The organism is Pseudarthrobacter sp. YAF2 (genome assembly GCF_052113345.1).
Lineage (GTDB): Bacteria > Actinomycetota > Actinomycetes > Actinomycetales > Micrococcaceae > Arthrobacter.
This window is the reverse complement of sequence record NZ_JBFRDA010000021.1, coordinates 32,967-47,138: the sequence shown is the minus strand read 5'-3', so window position 1 is coordinate 47,138 and position 14,172 is coordinate 32,967. Positions and strand designations below refer to the sequence as shown.

16 protein-coding genes are annotated in these 14,172 nt (G+C 65.7%); 9 read left to right on the top strand and 7 right to left on the bottom strand.

Features of this window, described 5'->3' with window-relative positions:
• Nucleotides 1-113 precede the first annotated feature (113 nt).
• The 5 genes from AB4Y79_RS19205 to AB4Y79_RS19185 all read left to right on the top strand — a co-directional run bounded on the left by AB4Y79_RS19205 (nt 114) and on the right by AB4Y79_RS19185 (nt 4,733).
• Nucleotides 114-2,411 (top strand): carbon starvation CstA family protein, encoded by a 2,298-nt coding sequence (locus tag AB4Y79_RS19205; protein ID WP_441865244.1) that lies wholly within the window; start codon nt 114-116, stop codon nt 2,409-2,411.
• On the top strand, nt 2,411-2,614 hold the full coding sequence (locus AB4Y79_RS19200) for a YbdD/YjiX family protein (RefSeq protein ID WP_441865241.1): 204 nt from the start codon (nt 2,411-2,413) through the stop codon (nt 2,612-2,614). Before AB4Y79_RS19205 ends, AB4Y79_RS19200 begins: the two co-directional genes overlap by 1 nt.
• A 78-nt stretch (nt 2,615-2,692) precedes the next feature.
• A complete protein-coding gene (locus tag AB4Y79_RS19195) occupies nt 2,693-3,319 on the top strand; it encodes a bacterial proteasome activator family protein (RefSeq protein WP_308928609.1) in 627 nt (208 codons plus the stop codon).
• 7 nt (nt 3,320-3,326) lie between these two features.
• Nucleotides 3,327-3,770: a hypothetical protein gene (locus tag AB4Y79_RS19190; RefSeq protein WP_441865237.1), complete on the top strand. Its 444-nt coding sequence runs from the start codon at nt 3,327-3,329 to the stop codon at nt 3,768-3,770.
• 117 nt (nt 3,771-3,887) lie between these two features.
• Nucleotides 3,888-4,733: an aldo/keto reductase gene (locus AB4Y79_RS19185; RefSeq protein WP_441865234.1), complete on the top strand. Its 846-nt coding sequence runs from the start codon at nt 3,888-3,890 to the stop codon at nt 4,731-4,733.
• Nucleotides 4,734-4,941: 208 nt separating this feature from the next.
• Here the strand turns inward: AB4Y79_RS19185 and AB4Y79_RS19180 are convergent, their stop codons facing one another.
• The 4 genes from AB4Y79_RS19180 to AB4Y79_RS19165 all read right to left on the bottom strand — a co-directional run bounded on the left by AB4Y79_RS19180 (nt 4,942) and on the right by AB4Y79_RS19165 (nt 8,587).
• Nucleotides 4,942-5,127, bottom strand: coding sequence for a hypothetical protein (locus AB4Y79_RS19180; RefSeq protein ID WP_308928606.1), 186 nt, complete (start codon nt 5,125-5,127; stop codon nt 4,942-4,944).
• Nucleotides 5,128-5,221: 94 nt separating this feature from the next.
• A complete protein-coding gene (locus AB4Y79_RS19175; protein WP_441865230.1) occupies nt 5,222-6,091 on the bottom strand; it encodes a class II glutamine amidotransferase in 870 nt (289 codons plus the stop codon).
• An 18-nt stretch (nt 6,092-6,109) separates the two neighbouring features.
• A complete protein-coding gene (locus AB4Y79_RS19170) occupies nt 6,110-7,510 on the bottom strand; it encodes a glutamate decarboxylase (protein WP_441865227.1) in 1,401 nt (466 codons plus the stop codon).
• 102 nt (nt 7,511-7,612) lie between these two features.
• The gene (locus AB4Y79_RS19165) at nt 7,613-8,587 is read right to left on the bottom strand and encodes a hypothetical protein (RefSeq protein WP_441865224.1); all 975 of its coding nucleotides are present in this window, start codon (nt 8,585-8,587) and stop codon (nt 7,613-7,615) included.
• A 134-nt stretch (nt 8,588-8,721) separates the two neighbouring features.
• Here AB4Y79_RS19165 and AB4Y79_RS19160 point away from each other — a divergent pair, with 134 nt between their 5' ends.
• Entirely contained in the window at nt 8,722-9,963 is a 1,242-nt protein-coding gene (locus tag AB4Y79_RS19160; RefSeq protein ID WP_441865221.1) for an NAD(P)/FAD-dependent oxidoreductase, read from the top strand.
• A 63-nt stretch (nt 9,964-10,026) separates the two neighbouring features.
• On the opposite strand, the gene AB4Y79_RS19155 is transcribed toward AB4Y79_RS19160, so the two are convergent.
• Complete coding sequence (locus AB4Y79_RS19155; RefSeq protein WP_441865218.1) at nt 10,027-10,941, bottom strand: polysaccharide deacetylase family protein; 915 nt, start codon at nt 10,939-10,941, stop codon at nt 10,027-10,029.
• A gap of 361 nt (nt 10,942-11,302) precedes the next feature.
• On the opposite strand from AB4Y79_RS19155, the gene AB4Y79_RS19150 reads away from it, so the two are divergent.
• Nucleotides 11,303-12,034, top strand: a complete 732-nt coding sequence (locus AB4Y79_RS19150; RefSeq protein WP_441865342.1) for a PspA/IM30 family protein — start codon at nt 11,303-11,305, stop codon at nt 12,032-12,034.
• Nucleotides 12,035-12,065: 31 nt separating this feature from the next.
• Here AB4Y79_RS19150 and AB4Y79_RS19145 read toward each other — a convergent pair whose 3' ends face one another.
• On the bottom strand, nt 12,066-12,662 hold the full coding sequence (locus AB4Y79_RS19145) for a hypothetical protein (protein ID WP_441865215.1): 597 nt from the start codon (nt 12,660-12,662) through the stop codon (nt 12,066-12,068).
• 128 nt (nt 12,663-12,790) lie between these two features.
• Nucleotides 12,791-13,279, bottom strand: coding sequence for a hypothetical protein (locus AB4Y79_RS19140; protein ID WP_441865212.1), 489 nt, complete (start codon nt 13,277-13,279; stop codon nt 12,791-12,793).
• 48 nt (nt 13,280-13,327) lie between these two features.
• Between AB4Y79_RS19140 and AB4Y79_RS19135 the strand changes: the two genes are divergently transcribed.
• Nucleotides 13,328-13,471: a hypothetical protein gene (locus tag AB4Y79_RS19135; protein ID WP_441865209.1), complete on the top strand. Its 144-nt coding sequence runs from the start codon at nt 13,328-13,330 to the stop codon at nt 13,469-13,471.
• A 166-nt stretch (nt 13,472-13,637) separates the two neighbouring features.
• Nucleotides 13,638-14,048: a hypothetical protein gene (locus tag AB4Y79_RS19130; RefSeq protein ID WP_441865207.1), complete on the top strand. Its 411-nt coding sequence runs from the start codon at nt 13,638-13,640 to the stop codon at nt 14,046-14,048.
• Nucleotides 14,049-14,172 lie beyond the last annotated feature (124 nt).

Here is a 14,172-nt window from a genome sequence, read left to right as displayed (position 1 = left end):
TTCGCCGCCGCTTACCGCACAGCCTGGCGCCGCGCCGCCGTCGGACGTTCCCGGCGGGTTACCCGTTGGTAGGGTCCCAGTAGCAGAAGTGGGAAAACTCTCAAGGAGGAGACATGGCCGGAATGCCGGACCAGCGGAAGAGCGGATCCCGGGCGGAGGGTGGGCTGGCGACGGACCCGGATCTTCCCGCGCAGGCCGTGGACGAGGCCCGGCTCGAAGCCGAAGACCGGAAGTGGACGCCCGGCAAGATTGCGCTGTGGGTGGCGATCGCGCTGCTGGGCGGGGTTGCCTGGTTCATGCTGGCGATCGTCCGTGGCGAAACCGTCAATGCGATCTGGTTCGTTTTCGCCTCCGTCTGCACGTACCTGATCGGCTACCGCTTTTACTCCAAGGTGATCGAACGCTACATCACCAAACCTGACGACCGCCGCGCCACGCCCGCCGAGTACAAGGCAGACGGGAAGGACTACGTCCGCACGGACCGGAACGTCCTCTTCGGCCACCACTTCGCCGCCATCGCCGGCGCCGGCCCGCTGGTGGGTCCCGTCATCGCCGCGCAGATGGGCTACCTGCCCGGCACCATCTGGATCATCATCGGCGTCGTCCTCGCCGGCGCCGTGCAGGACTACCTCGTCCTCTTCTTCTCCATGCGCCGCGGCGGCCGGTCCCTGGGGCAGATGGCGCGCGAGGAGCTCGGTGTCATCGGCGGCACCGCCGCCCTCATTGCCACCCTGCTCATCATGGTGATCATCGTCGCCATCCTGGCGCTCGTCGTCGTCAATGCCCTGGGTGAAAGCCCGTGGGGCGTGTTCTCCGTAGGCATGACCATCCCCATTGCCCTGTTCATGGGCGTGTACCTGCGCTACCTGCGTCCCGGCAAGGTCATGGAAGTCTCCATCATCGGCTTCGTCCTGCTGATGGCCGCCATCATCGGCGGCGGTGCCGTGGCCGGCACCGAATGGGGTGCAGCCTTCTTCCACCTGGACAAGGTCACCATCGCCTGGGGCCTCATCATTTACGGCTTCATCGCCGCGATCCTGCCGGTCTGGCTGCTCCTGGCGCCGCGTGACTACCTCTCCACGTTCATGAAGATCGGCGTGATCGTGATGCTCGCGCTGGCCATCGTGGTGGTCCGGCCGGAAATCACCGTCCCGGCGTTCAGCGAGTTCGCCGGCCGCGAGAACGGGCCGGTGTTCTCCGGCGCCCTGTTCCCGTTCCTGTTCGTCACCATCGCCTGCGGCGCCCTCTCTGGTTTCCACGCCCTGATCTCTTCCGGCACCACCCCCAAGCTCATCGAGAAGGAACGGCAAACCCGGTACATCGGTTACGGCGGAATGCTGATGGAATCCTTCGTGGCCATCATGGCGCTCGTGGCGGCCATCTCCATCGACCGGGGCATCTACTTCGCCATGAACGCGCCGACGGCACTGACCGGCGGCACCGTGGAAACGGCTGCGCAGTGGGTTAACAGCCTGGGCCTGGCGGGGGTCAACATCACCCCCGACGTCCTGGCCCAGACCGCCAAGGACGTCGGTGAGCAGAGCATCATTTCCCGTTCCGGCGGCGCTCCAACGCTCGCCGTCGGGCTGGCCCACATCATGCACCAGTTCATCGGCGGGACAGCCATGATGGCCTTCTGGTACCACTTCGCCATCATGTTCGAGGCGCTCTTCATCCTCACGGCGGTGGACGCCGGCACCCGGGTGGCCCGCTTCATGCTGCAGGACTCCATCGGTAACTTCGTCCCCAAGTTCAAAGAAGCCTCGTGGCGGCCGGGCGCCTGGCTCTGCACTGCCGTCATGGTCGCGGCCTGGGGTGCCGTGCTGCTGATGGGCGTCACCGATCCGCTCGGCGGCATCAACACCCTGTTCCCGCTGTTCGGCATCGCCAACCAGTTGCTGGCAGCGATCGCGCTGGCCGTGTGCCTGGCCATCGTCGCCAAGCGCGGCACTTTCAAATACTTGTGGATCGTTGCCCTGCCGCTGGCCTTCGCCGCGGTGGTCACCATCACGGCCAGCTACCAGAAGATCTTTTCGCCCGTTCCCGCCGTGGGGTATTTCGCCAACAACGCGGCGTTCAGCAAGGCGCTGGCGGACGGCAAGACCGAGTTCGGCACCGCCAAGTCCGTGGCAGCCATGGAAGCCGTGGTTCGGAACACCGCCATCCAGGGTTGGCTGTCCGTGATCTTCGTGGTGCTCAGCATCATTGTGATCGCCACGGCGGTGCTCGCCACGGCCAAAGCGTTCCGCGACCGGGCGTCCGGCACGGCCACTACGGACAACGAGGACGCATTTGTTCCGTCCCGCGTGTTCGCTCCGTCCGGGCTGGTCCCGACAACGGCCGAACGGGAACTGGGCGCGGAGTGGGACAAGGTGCCCGCCGCCGCCCGCCTGGAACGGTCAGGACACTGATGAGTACCGGCATCGCCCTGGTGGCGAATGGCTTTCGCGGGTTTGCACGCTACCTGAAAGGTGTCATGGGCGCGGATGCGTACGCCAAGTACCTGGAGCACCACAAGGCCTCCGGGCACCAGGAACCACCCCTGGGCGAGCGGGAATTCTGGCGGGAGCGCACGGACCGCCAGGACAACAACCCGCAGGGCAGGTGCTGCTGATTGAGCCCGCAGCGGACAAGGCGCCGGCGGCGTTCATGGAGTGGCCCGGGGCCGGATTCCGCATGAGAGTATGAACGCATGAGCGATCCCAATGACACTCAGGCAGCTGAGGACCTCCCGGTAGAAGGCACCACCGTTGATGACGGCCAGTCGCCGCTCCAGGCCCCGCGGGGAACGGACGGAAGGCAGCAGCGCAGCAGCCTGCACGACCTTGTTGACGAGCCCGCCAAGGTGATGCGGATCGGCACCATGATCAGGCAGCTGCTGGAAGAGGTAAAGTCCGCGCCCCTGGACGACGCTGCGAGGGGGCGGCTGGCAGCCATCCACAAGCGCTCCATCAAGGAGCTCGAGGACGGTCTTGCCCCCGAACTGGTGGCTGAACTGGACAGGATCAACCTGCCGTTTTCTGACAATGCCACCCCGTCAGATGCCGAACTCCGCATCGCCCAGGCCCAGCTGGTGGGCTGGCTGGAGGGCCTGTTCCACGGCATCCAGACGGCCATCGCGGCGCAGAACGCGGCACGGGAACACGCTGCGGCCCAGCTGCAGCTTCGCCAACTGCCGCCGGGTACCATGATTGCGCCCGGCGTCGTCATCGGTGAAAACGGTGAGCCCCAGCGTGCCCCGGCCGGGGCACGGCCTCCCGCGCCCGGCTCGCCCAACCAGCGTGACGACCCGGACCACGGTCCCGGCCAGTACCTGTAGGCTCCGCTTGGGCTTTTTCAGCGCCGCCAGGCAGGGGCGCAAAGATGACGTCGAACTCGGCAAGGGGCTGTGGCGCCGGGCGCACGACCGCTTCCACCGTGGTCTGGACCGCTTCCACCAGGTGCTCGAAGGGGTGGAGGACGACCAGCTGTACGGCGAGCTGGTAGGCATTGCCAACGACCTCGCGGCCCTGTTGCAGCGGGTCCGGGCTGTGTGCATGGAGGCCCAGCGCCGTTCGCCCAGTGATGGCCTGGATATTCCGGCCGGACTGGCGGACGTGCACCGTGCCCTGTCCAAAGCGGGCAACTCACTGGCAACCACCGCGGAAGCGGCCGCCATGCTTCGTCTCGCCGTGGGCCCGGTCCCGGTAGGGGCGGCGTCCGTCCGGCGCCGCGCTGAAGCGGTCTTCCAGCAGGTTGACGACGCCGAACGCCGGCTCCGCGGGGAGTAGTTCCGTCCACGGCACGAAAATATTCCCGATGCGGCCGAAGAATATTGCCGTTACGCGCCTGGCTGACAGAGCGGGAAATCGGGTCATGTGGTTCCGCGGCTTTGGCAGGATGAACTTATGACTCTTTCACCTACCTTGACTTTCAACGACGGAAACACGATCCCCCAGCTCGGCTACGGTGTGTGGCAGGTTGAGGACGATGTGGCTGAAAAGGTTGTCCGCCAGGCGTTCGAAGCCGGCTTCCGCCACATTGATACGGCAAAGATTTACGGCAACGAAGCAGGCGTAGGCCGCGCTATTGCCAGCTCCGGCCTGTCGCCCGAGCAGATCTTCATCACCACCAAGCTGTGGAACGCGGACCAGGGATACGAGTCGACCCTCGCCGCCTTTGAGGAGTCGATGGACCGCCTTGGCCTCGAAACCCTGGACCTGTACCTGATCCACTGGATGCAGCCCAAGCAGGAAAAGTACGTCGACACCTGGAAGGCGCTGATCGAGCTGCAAAAGCGCGGCCGGGTCAAGTCCATTGGTGTTTCCAACTTCACCGCAGAAGGCCTGCAGCGGCTTATCGACGAAACAGGAGTGGTTCCGGCCATCCACCAGATCGAACTGCACCCCTATTTCAGCCAGAGCGAGCTGCGTAAGTTCGGCGCTGACAACGGCATCCTGACCCAGGCCTGGTCCCCGCTGGGCCAGGGCGGGGAGCTGCTGCAGGACCCTGCCGTGGCGTCCATCGCGGCCAAGCACCAGGCCACTCCGGCGCAGGTTGTTATCGCCTGGCACCTCGCTATCGGCAACGTGGTCATCCCCAAGTCGGTGACCGAGTCCCGCATCAAGGAGAACTTCACAGCCCTTGAGGTCTCCCTGGATGCTGACGACGTCGACGCCATCAACGCTCTTGACCGGACTGCCAGCGGCGAAGGCCGCATCGGACCCGATCCCGCCGTGTCCGACTTCCAGTAAGCCCGCGGTTCCAGTAATCCGCGACGGCGGCCCACGGCCTCACCCGGCCGGTGGACTCCCGCCACTCCAACGTCAGCCCGCGCTGCCGGCAACCGCCAGCCGCGCGGGCTGACGCCTTTAACGCGGCAGGGGTACGTCCCTGCACCGGCCCGGCCTCCGCGGCGTTTCTGCGGTGGTCACGACGCTGCTGCCCTCTTTCGGGGGGGTGTCAGGCGGCGATTCTGACCGGCTCGACGCTGACGGCGTCCACTACGGCCCAGCTGTCCTCACCCGTGCACTGCCGGGTGGCAAAGCGTTCCGCTTCAACCAGGGTGTCGAAGACCTCGGCGCGGGCACGGCCACAGTCAGCATCGAAGTAGGTGACGTGAAATTCCTGAACGGCTTGGTTCTCCATAAATCCAGTGTGCAACCGGGGTCTGACATTCTTTGGAATCAGGCCCGCGTGTTGCCATCCGACCCGAGCTCGATAAAGCCGCAGGACCCGGACATCACTGCTTTTGGGAGGCGGCGGCTGACGGTTCAAGGTCGGCAAGGGTCAGCAGGTGTGCAGGCTTCTCCGGGAACGGAAAAGTTGCGGTTACCGCCAGGGACGGACCGACGTGAACCAGCTCCCCGGGCGCCATGGCCCGCCAGCGCGGGCTATTGTCCATCGGTTTGGTAGCGAACAGGACGTGCGGGGACAGGGACAGATCCGTACTGCGGGAGTGGATCCGGGGGCTTCTGGCATCCAGCGGTGCTGCGGGGGCCGGTTCGGCGGCAGGGTTCCTCTCCAGGATGTACAACTCGTGGCTGGCCGGATACCGGAGCGCCCAGAGGTCGGTGGCAGTGGTGAGGATGAGGTTCAGGCTGTAGACCGGCAACTCCGCTGAGATCCATTCGACGGCCCGGATGATGCCTTCCCCGATGTCGCCGCCTGCACTCCGGGTTTGGGCCGTGATGAGGGCGAACAGCCGCTCACTGTCGGTTTGGCCCTGCACCAGGTCCGCAACTCCCAGTTCCGCGAGACGGCGGTCAAGCCGTTCGATGCCGGCGAAAGCGCCGTTGTGGGCAAAGAGCCGGCCGTCCTGCATGAACGGGTGCGTATTCACCAGGGTGCGTGCACCGGTGCTCGCGTACCTGACGTGGGCCAGGAAGGTGGTGCTCCGCAGCTCACGCGCCTCGCGGGCAAAAGTGTGGTCTTCCCAAGCCGCCAGCGGCCTTTTGGTCAGCCTGGCCCTGCCATCCCCGTCGAAGGTCCCGATGCCGGCCCCGTCGGGCTCGCGCCGGCTTTGCTCGGTGAGGCTGTCCGGGGCATCCAACAGCCAAAACGTGGCCCGGACGGTTCGCGGACCGGCGTGCAGCCCGAACAATCGGCACATGGCGCGTCCTCCGGGCCGCTAGTGGTGGAAGGCGGGCGTCTGCCCCTCGGCGGGCATGGGCGCAGTCAGTGCGTCCAGGTAGGCGACTTCCTTCTTGAGGTCGGCCAGGAAGCTGGCGGCGAGGTCGCGGGTGAAGCCGTTGCGGACCACGATGCGTTGGACCGTGGTGTCGCTGAGCCCTTCGGGCAGCGGATAGGCGGGGACAAGCCACCCGTTCATCCGGAGCCGCTCGGACAAATGGTGCAGATTCCAGTTCTTGGTGTGGCCGTCGGCGAGTTGCCACGCAAAGACCGGAATGTCGGAACCGTCACTCCACAGGGTGAATGCTTCCATGGCCCCGATCTCCCTGGAGAGATACACAGCAACGTCGCGGGAGGTGGCCTGCACGGACTTGTAGCCGGCGAAGCCCAGCCGCAGGAACAGGTAGTACTGCAGCAGTACCTGGGCGCCGGGCCGGGAAAAGTTCAAGGCGAAGGTGGGCATGTCGCCGCCCAGGTAGCTGACGTGGAAGATGAGGTCCTCGGGCAATGCGTCCTCGTCCCGCCACACGATCCAGCCGAGTCCCGGGTACACCAGCCCGTATTTGTGGCCAGAGGTGTTGATCGACGCGACGCGGGGGAGCCGGAAGTCCCAGGCCAGTTCCGGCTGCAGGAAGGGGGCGATCATGGCACCGGACGCCCCGTCGACGTGGATGGGGATGTCCAGGCCCTGGTCTGCCTGGATAGCGTCCAGGGCGGCGGAGATCTCCTCGACGGACTCATAAGCACCGGTATACGTCACACCCATGATGGCCACGACCCCAATAGTGTTCTCATCCACGTACCGCTCCAGGTCATGGCCGTCCAGCTTGGGGTGGTCCGCCGAGACGGGTACGAAGCGCGCTTCCACTTCCCAGTAATTGCAGAACTTCTCCCAGCACACCTGGACTGCTGAACTAAGCACGATGTTGGGTTTGTCCGTCGGTTGTCCTGCGGCGCGGCGACGGTGCTGCCAGCGGCGCTTCAGGGCGAGGCCGCCGAGCATGCACGCCTCGGAGGAGCCGATGGTGGAGGTGCCAACGGTCTTCGCCGGATCCGGCGCGTTCCACAGGTCGGCGAGCATCCGCCAGCACCGGGTCTCGATGAGCGCTGTCTGCGGGTATTCATCCTTGTCGATCATGTTCTTGTCGAAGGTTTCCGCGTAGAGCTGTGACGCCTCCCGTTCCATCCATGTCCCGACGAACGTTGCCAGGTTCAGCCGGGAGTTGCCGTCCAGCATCGCCTCGTCGTGGACTATCTGGTAGGCCGTGGGGGGCAAGGATTCGCCCTCGGGAATCGTGAAACGAGGGAAGAGGGTGGCTTCCCCCGGCCGGCTGAACAAAGGGTTCAGCTCAACGCTTGTTTCGGGTTCATGCTTCGATGTCCGGTGTGACCTTGTCATTGCAGGGTTCCTTCGAGCTCGTGAACGCCGGGCATTGCGGCTGGTGTCCACGTTACAAAGGAACAGCGGCCGCCGGCAGCTGGCCCCTTGGTTGTCGGCTGGTTAGTTGCTGTCAAGGCGAAGTACGCGTTCATGTGCCAGCATTGCGGCGCGGCTCGCCTTGTCAGCCGCCCGTGCCGCCTGCTTCGCTTCCGCGGATGTGGCGGCCAGCTTCCTGCGGGCGTTCTCCAACCGTTCCTCGGCGGCCTTCAGCTTCTCCCTCAGCCCGGCTGTCTCCTGCTGCAGTTCCGCAATCTCGGTTCGCGCCTCCTCTGCGTCGGCCAGCAGGTCCGCGGAACGTCGCGAGGCTTCTTCCTCCGCGGCCTGGGCCTCGGCGTGGGCGGCCTTGGCGCGTTCCAGAGCCGGCGGCGAGGCCGGCCGCGGAGTCTGGCGCACGGCCTCAAGGCGGGGCTTGGCCGCCCTGGGCTGGGAGGCGCGTTGCGGCGTCGTTCGCGTCCTTGCGGCCGTTGTGTCCAGCGCAGCCGGGGGAGGCGTTGACCTGGGGGAGGATGACACAGCAGGGAGCGTTCCGGGGAGGGCCACCGCGCCGCCCAGGTCCACTTGGTTGACGCCGTCGGCGGCGAGGACCTTCAGCAGGCGGCCGCTCGCAACGGCCGCGGCTGCTCCCTCATCCGCCGTCAGCGCCCGCAGGGTCTCCTCAACGTCCGAGGCCATTGGGCCGCTGATGGGGCGGCCCTGCTCCGCTGCGACGGTCCGGGCGGTGTCGACGGCGGCAGCCAGCAGGGTGCGGCGCTCACGGGCCAGCGCACGGAGGGCAGCGGCATCCAGCGATTCCTGCGCGGAGCGCATCCTTTCCCCCAGGGCGGACAAGCCAGCCAGGACGTCAGGCCGTTGCCGGGCCAGCATGTTCACCGCCCAGGCGGCCACCGACGGTTTCGGCAGGGCGCGGACGGCCGCTGCCAGCTCCTTGTCTTGTCCCGCCGCGTCCTTGGCGGCAGCAGCCCGGGCTGCGACGAAGCCGTCGAGGTCCCCGGCATAGAGCCTGTCCGCAATGTCCGCCAGGGCTTCGTCTTCCATGCCGCCATCTTAGGTGCCGGACGTTGCCTGTCCTGGGTGCGGAGCTCCGGTACAGGGCGGCATCGGCGTCCGTCCGGACCGGCCGGTGCCCGGAGTCCCTGTTACTCGTGACCGGGGAGGGGTATGTTGCTCGAATGGACGATTCTTACCAGGTGATTGTGGTTGGCGGCGGTTTCGCCGGAAAAACGGCCGCCGAGGAGTTGGGCCGCAAGGGTATCCGGGTGTTGCTGCTCGATACGAACAATTATCAACAGTTCCAGCCGCTGCTCTACCAGGTGGCAGCTTCCCAGATTGGCGTCTCGGCGGTCACCCGGCCGCTCCGCTCCGAGTTCCGGCGCATCAACAGCGTGCGGGTCCTCACGGCGGAGGTGACGGCCATCGATGCTGCCAACCGCACTGTCACAACCCGGGATGGCTCCAGCTACCGGGCCCGGGCCCTGGTGATTGCCACCGGTGCGGTGCCGAATTTCTTCAACACGCCGGGCGCCGAAGAACACGCCTACCCGCTGTACTCGGTAGCCGATGCCACCCGCCTCAGCGCCGCTATCACCGCAATGCTGGACGAGGCCGACCGTGAGCCCGCGGCCGGGGCCGACGTCATCGTGGTGGGCGGTGGACCCACGGGCGTGGAGACCGCAGGAGCGTTGGCCGAGAACGTCAAATACCTGGTGCCGAAGTACTTTTCGCCGGGGCTGGCCGCACGCTGCCACGTGCATTTGATGGATATGGTTCCCAACGTGCTGGCCGCCTTCTCGGAAAAATCCCAGGCCTACGCGCGGGACCGCCTGACCAAGCTGGGAGTCCAGTTACACATGGGCCAGGCCGTGGGCGACGTAAGGCCTGACGGTGTGACCCTCAAGGACGGGACCGTCATTCCTGCCCGGATCGTGGTGTGGGCAGGTGGACTCCAGGCCGGCCGGATCATTGCGGAGTCCGGGCTGAACCAGGGCCGGGGCGGACGTGTGGATGTCCAACCCGACCTGACGGTTTCTGGCTTCGAGGGAGTCTACGTGCTGGGTGACTCCGCGAACATCACCGATGCCGGTGGCCACAAATTGCCGCAGCTCGGGTCGGTGGCCCAGCAATCGGGCAAATGGGCGGCGCGCAACATCCACGCGGACCTGACCGGCGGCACGCGGGAGCCCTTCCGCTACTGGGACAAGGGATATATGGCCATGGTGGGCCGGGGCGCTGCGGTGGCGGAGCTGGGGCGCCGGCGGCTGCAACTGCAGGGGCCGCTGGCGTTCGTGTCCTGGCTCGCTGTCCACCTCGCCCTGTTGCCCGGATTCCAGCAGAAAGTCCGGGCCTTGTTCTCGTGGGCGAATGGTTACCTCACGCACAGCCCGGCGCAGGTGGTGGTGGGCAGGCCGGACTAGGCGTGGCACGCCGTCGTCATTCCTGGCGAAGCGCAGGAGGCGGCCGGCGGTTGCGTACGGTGCTCAGGGCAGATGGGTGAAGGACATTCCTGCTGCGAGCAGTTTGTCGAGGGCCCGGGCCACGCCTTCAGCTGTTCCGCCGTTCGGGTGGTTGCCATGGCAGATCACCACATCACCTGGCTTTGCCTTGCCGAACTCCTTGGCGACGACGGCGGCCGGATAGGTTGCGCCGCCGTCGCCGTTGATGCTGAAGCCCGCAGGCCTGACACCCAAGGCGTGGAGGATGTCTGCGGCGACGTCGTCCATGTAGGCGGTGCCGGGGCGAAAGTAGCGGGGGCGGACGCCGGTGATACCCGTCAGCGACAGATCGTTGGGCATGACCTCGTCATAGACTTCGCCGGCGTTCCTGGTGCCGGGAATCCCATAGGCGTTGTTTCCGGTGGTGGACAGCGGCCTGTGCGAGGTTCCGTGGTTGGCCAGTTCGAACAGCGGGTCCGCTGCCAATTGCCGCGCCGTCGACGGGTTGGCGGTGATCCACCGCGAGTTCAGGAAGAGCGTGGCCGGAATGTGCCGCTGGCGCAGGGTGTCGAGCAACGCCTGGTCGTAGCCGCTGCCGCCGGGTCCACCGCAAAAGTCGAAGGTCAGGGAGATGCCCTGGGAGGCAGGTGGAAGCCTTGTCAGGACGCCCGGGGCCTCAAGGCCCCAGTAGCGGGCCTGATGCTTTCCATAGGCGGCAACAATCTCCGCGCGTGAGGGCACGGACGGCATCGAAACGGGAAGCGGGGACGAATCGTCGGGATTCACATCGAGGATCCGGGCGGGAGCGTGTGCGGGAACGTCTGATGGTTCCGTGGCGGGACCGCCAGCGTCAGCCAACCGCTTACGGTCGGGCTGAAGGTCAGGCACGGCGGCAGAGAGCGTGAGCACTGCCGCCAGCAGGACTGCTCTGCGGCCCGGCCCTTTACCGTCCTGGCTCATGTGGCGTGCGCCCTGTGGTTCCAACGCTAGTTCCCCCGCAAGCACTTCAGGCCGTCCCACGACTGATACCTGTTGACCCTGAGCCTGGGAGTGCTGGTCGAGGTGGGGAAAGGCACTACCGGCTGTGCGACGGCGCACGGAACAGCAGCCGGAACGAAGGGGGTCATGACGGGATGATATCCCGGTTTCCTTGACATTCCGTGAACCCGCAACCGCAGCGGAGCGCCTGCACGCATTTTTGGCCACTAATCGGCGCAAGACCCGGGCAATCGTCGGCAAAGCAGAACGACGCGCAGGGGAGCGAGCTGCTTTCGCCGGTGCGGCACACATTGAATCCGACGTCCACTACCGATAGAAAGACATTGTGAAGCAGAGTATTTTCGCCCGCGTCGCCCAGCTCGCGAAGGCCAACCTGAATGCCCTCCTGGACTCCGCGGAAGACCCGCAGAAGATGCTGGACCAGATGGTCCGGGACTACTCGGAGAACATCCGTGAAGCCGAGGCAGCTGTCGCCCAGACCATCGGCAACCTCCGGATGGCAGAGGACGACCACAACCGGGCCGTGGAGGACGCCAGCACCTGGGGCCGGAAGGCGGTCGCCGCGTCCCGCAAGGCGGACGAATTCCGGGCCGCCGGGAACGGTGTGGACGCCGACAAGTTCGACGCCCTCGCCAGGCTTGCCCTGCAGCGGCAGATGTCCGCCGAATCGACGGCCAAGGCGCAGGCGCCTGCCCTGGCCGCGCAAAACGAGGTCGTCGACAAACTCAAACAGGGGCTGGACCAGATGCGCGGCAAGCTCGGTGAGCTGACCGCCAAGCGCAACCAGCTCGTCACCCGTGCCAGGGTTGCCGCCGCCCAGTCGCAGGTCCACGACGCCCTCAAAGCCCTGGATACCGGGGACCCGACCTCGGCTATCGGCCGCTACGAGGAGAACATCCGCCGGCAGGAAGCCACGGTCCGCGGCCAGCAGGAACTCGCCGCATCATCCCTGGACGCACAGTTCGCCTCCCTCGACGACCTCGGAGAGCAGACCGAAGTGGAGGCACGGCTCGCCGCGCTGAAGTCCGTGGACCGGAAAGCCCTCGACCACTAGGACTCGTCAGAGGACCGGAGGTGACGACGGCTCACTTGGTCTTGCCGAGGAACTGCCCGGCCCTTCGGAAGTCACGAGCAAGGAAGGCCATACCGAACAGGTAGAGGGCTCCGAAGGCTGCAGCGAGCCACCAGAAGGGGTTGCGAGGATTAGAAACCTGCTGCAACAGCACACAGACCATCACAGGGGCGATGAGCAGTTGGGTAGCCAGGGCCTTTCGGAGCTGGACGGCAGCTGCCCGCTTCACTCGAAGATGGGTGGGGTCGGTGGTTACGGTGCCCAGTATTTCGCGCCTCACGGCTTTCTTCTCCGCGTCGTTGAGCGGGCCTGTCACCTCTATCTTGCTCATATCTACGGCGGTCCCAAGAACCTTCCAGTTGTAGGCAAGCCCGCCAACCAGCACTCCCAGTGCGGCCAAACCTAAACCCGAACTGAGATAGGACGCTGGGCTGGCCCAATCATCCCGGAATAGCACTATCGCCAGACCCGCCCCTATGGCGAAAAGCAGCACCACCCCGATTGGAAGGTACACCGTGAAGTACGCCTTGAGTGCTTTGCCGAGGCCCTTGTCCGCGACGCCGTCGGCGCGCCGTTCCGCCCTCACCCACCGGTCGGCGGACTCTGCCATCAAGTCATCCAGTCCGCTCAATCGTCACCCCGATGGTTCTTGCGATACACCCCCCTGCATTGACGGTATTGCGGGCGATGGCGTGCGGCAATGACGTTGATCAAACCTTTCAGATCTGAGGGAGAACGCTACGGAACCTTGAGGGTGATCGGGGGAGTGGTGACTGGTGCGCCGCACTGCTCGGACCCGCTGACACTGGTCCAGGAGATGTCGTTTTGCTGTTCGGCCAGAACGGTCCGGTCGGCGGCCAGAGCCCGGACCGTCACGTGCGTTGGCAGCCCGCTCTGGGAGACGCTGAAAGCCCAAGTGTCTACGGTGGTCCTCGTGCCAAGAAAGGCAGTCGGTGCCGTGACCGGAATGATAGGGGTTGGTGTGGCGGAAACGGGAACGCCTGGCCGGACTGATTTCACGGGCACTGCCGGCCCATAGTCGGGTTGTCGTTGGGAACATCCCTGGTCGCTGCACAACTGCATTTCGTCGACGGCGGCCGCGTTACTTTCGACCTTGACAGTGATGATGCTGGCGTAGCCGACGGCTGGACAGACCACACTGCAGCCAGCAGTGGTCAGCGTTGCAGCAAGCAGCAGCGGTCCCAGGATCCCCCAACCCGTTCTCATGGACCGAGTCTACGACTGCGCAGAGGCAGCCCCACACAGGATGGCTCGATGACTGATGAACCCACCCCGCACCGTTTCCTGACGATGGAACAGGTCGCCGAGGACTACATTGCCGAGGCGTACCGGCGCACCGCCGAACGGATTGCGGCCGGCGACCACGTAGACGGGATCCCGGACGGGGAAGAGGCATAGCGGAGGGGAGAGTCCGCCCCTAGACTCTGGGCATGAGGGAGTGGGCCGCTGAACATCCGGGCCTGGTGTCCGTGGTGCGGCGCTGGCCGGTGGCATCGTAGCCGTGGGTGTTGATGTGCTCCTCGGGCAAAGACTGGACACCGCTGTCATCAATTCTGTGTTTCTCATGCTGTTCTTTGGGGGCAGCGCCTACTTCGGGCAGAAGCGTCTCCGGAAGACCAAGGGAAGGCTGGATGAGCGGGGACAGTCGCTGATGTTCCTGCGGTACCCGAACTCTTTGCCGGGTTCCTTGAGCGGCGTCTGGCAGATGGGCGTAGCTACGCCGACGCTCGGCAGGATCGATTTTCAGCCGGCCGTCTACGAAGACCTGGTCCCCAGCGGACGGAGCCGGGCTCTCACCGGGCTTTCTGTCACCGAGTCGCCTCCGCGGAAGGCGGACCGCCACGACAACAAGCAGACAGTGCCGTACGGCTTCCAGGTCATCACCATGGAATCCGACGGCGGAACCATCGAAATCGCAGCCAGCCCTGACACGCTCCAGAAGATCCAGGACGCCGTCGAACCGGCATCCCCGTAGTCTCCGGCCGCAAGAATCGGTCAAGCACCTTGCCCGGGCACCGAGCCGGTGGTTCAGTTCATCCATGCCAGCATCGTCGGATCCCCAAGACGGGAAGTCTGCGGCTTCCGTGGACGAGGCGCGC

Bases quoted from the DNA above. Each gene is read 5' to 3' on its own strand.
- AB4Y79_RS19205 (WP_441865244.1), top strand. From the start codon at position 114: ATGGCCGGAATGCCGGACCAGCGGAAGAGCGGATCCCGGGCGGAGGGT.
- AB4Y79_RS19170 (WP_441865227.1), bottom strand. From the start codon at position 7,510: ATGACAAGGTCACACCGGACATCGAAGCATGAACCCGAAACAAGCGTT.
- AB4Y79_RS19180 (WP_308928606.1), bottom strand. From the start codon at position 5,127: ATGGAGAACCAAGCCGTTCAGGAATTTCACGTCACCTACTTCGATGCT.
- AB4Y79_RS19140 (WP_441865212.1), bottom strand. From the start codon at position 13,279: ATGAGAACGGGTTGGGGGATCCTGGGACCGCTGCTGCTTGCTGCAACG.
- AB4Y79_RS19145 (WP_441865215.1), bottom strand. From the start codon at position 12,662: ATGGCAGAGTCCGCCGACCGGTGGGTGAGGGCGGAACGGCGCGCCGAC.
- AB4Y79_RS19165 (WP_441865224.1), bottom strand. From the start codon at position 8,587: ATGGAAGACGAAGCCCTGGCGGACATTGCGGACAGGCTCTATGCCGGG.
- AB4Y79_RS19130 (WP_441865207.1), top strand. From the start codon at position 13,638: ATGCTGTTCTTTGGGGGCAGCGCCTACTTCGGGCAGAAGCGTCTCCGG.
- AB4Y79_RS19160 (WP_441865221.1), top strand. From the start codon at position 8,722: ATGGACGATTCTTACCAGGTGATTGTGGTTGGCGGCGGTTTCGCCGGA.
- AB4Y79_RS19195 (WP_308928609.1), top strand. From the start codon at position 2,693: ATGAGCGATCCCAATGACACTCAGGCAGCTGAGGACCTCCCGGTAGAA.
- AB4Y79_RS19175 (WP_441865230.1), bottom strand. From the start codon at position 6,091: ATGTGCCGATTGTTCGGGCTGCACGCCGGTCCGCGAACCGTCCGGGCC.
- AB4Y79_RS19185 (WP_441865234.1), top strand. From the start codon at position 3,888: ATGACTCTTTCACCTACCTTGACTTTCAACGACGGAAACACGATCCCC.
- AB4Y79_RS19135 (WP_441865209.1), top strand. From the start codon at position 13,328: ATGACTGATGAACCCACCCCGCACCGTTTCCTGACGATGGAACAGGTC.
- AB4Y79_RS19155 (WP_441865218.1), bottom strand. From the start codon at position 10,941: ATGAGCCAGGACGGTAAAGGGCCGGGCCGCAGAGCAGTCCTGCTGGCG.
- AB4Y79_RS19200 (WP_441865241.1), top strand. From the start codon at position 2,411: ATGAGTACCGGCATCGCCCTGGTGGCGAATGGCTTTCGCGGGTTTGCA.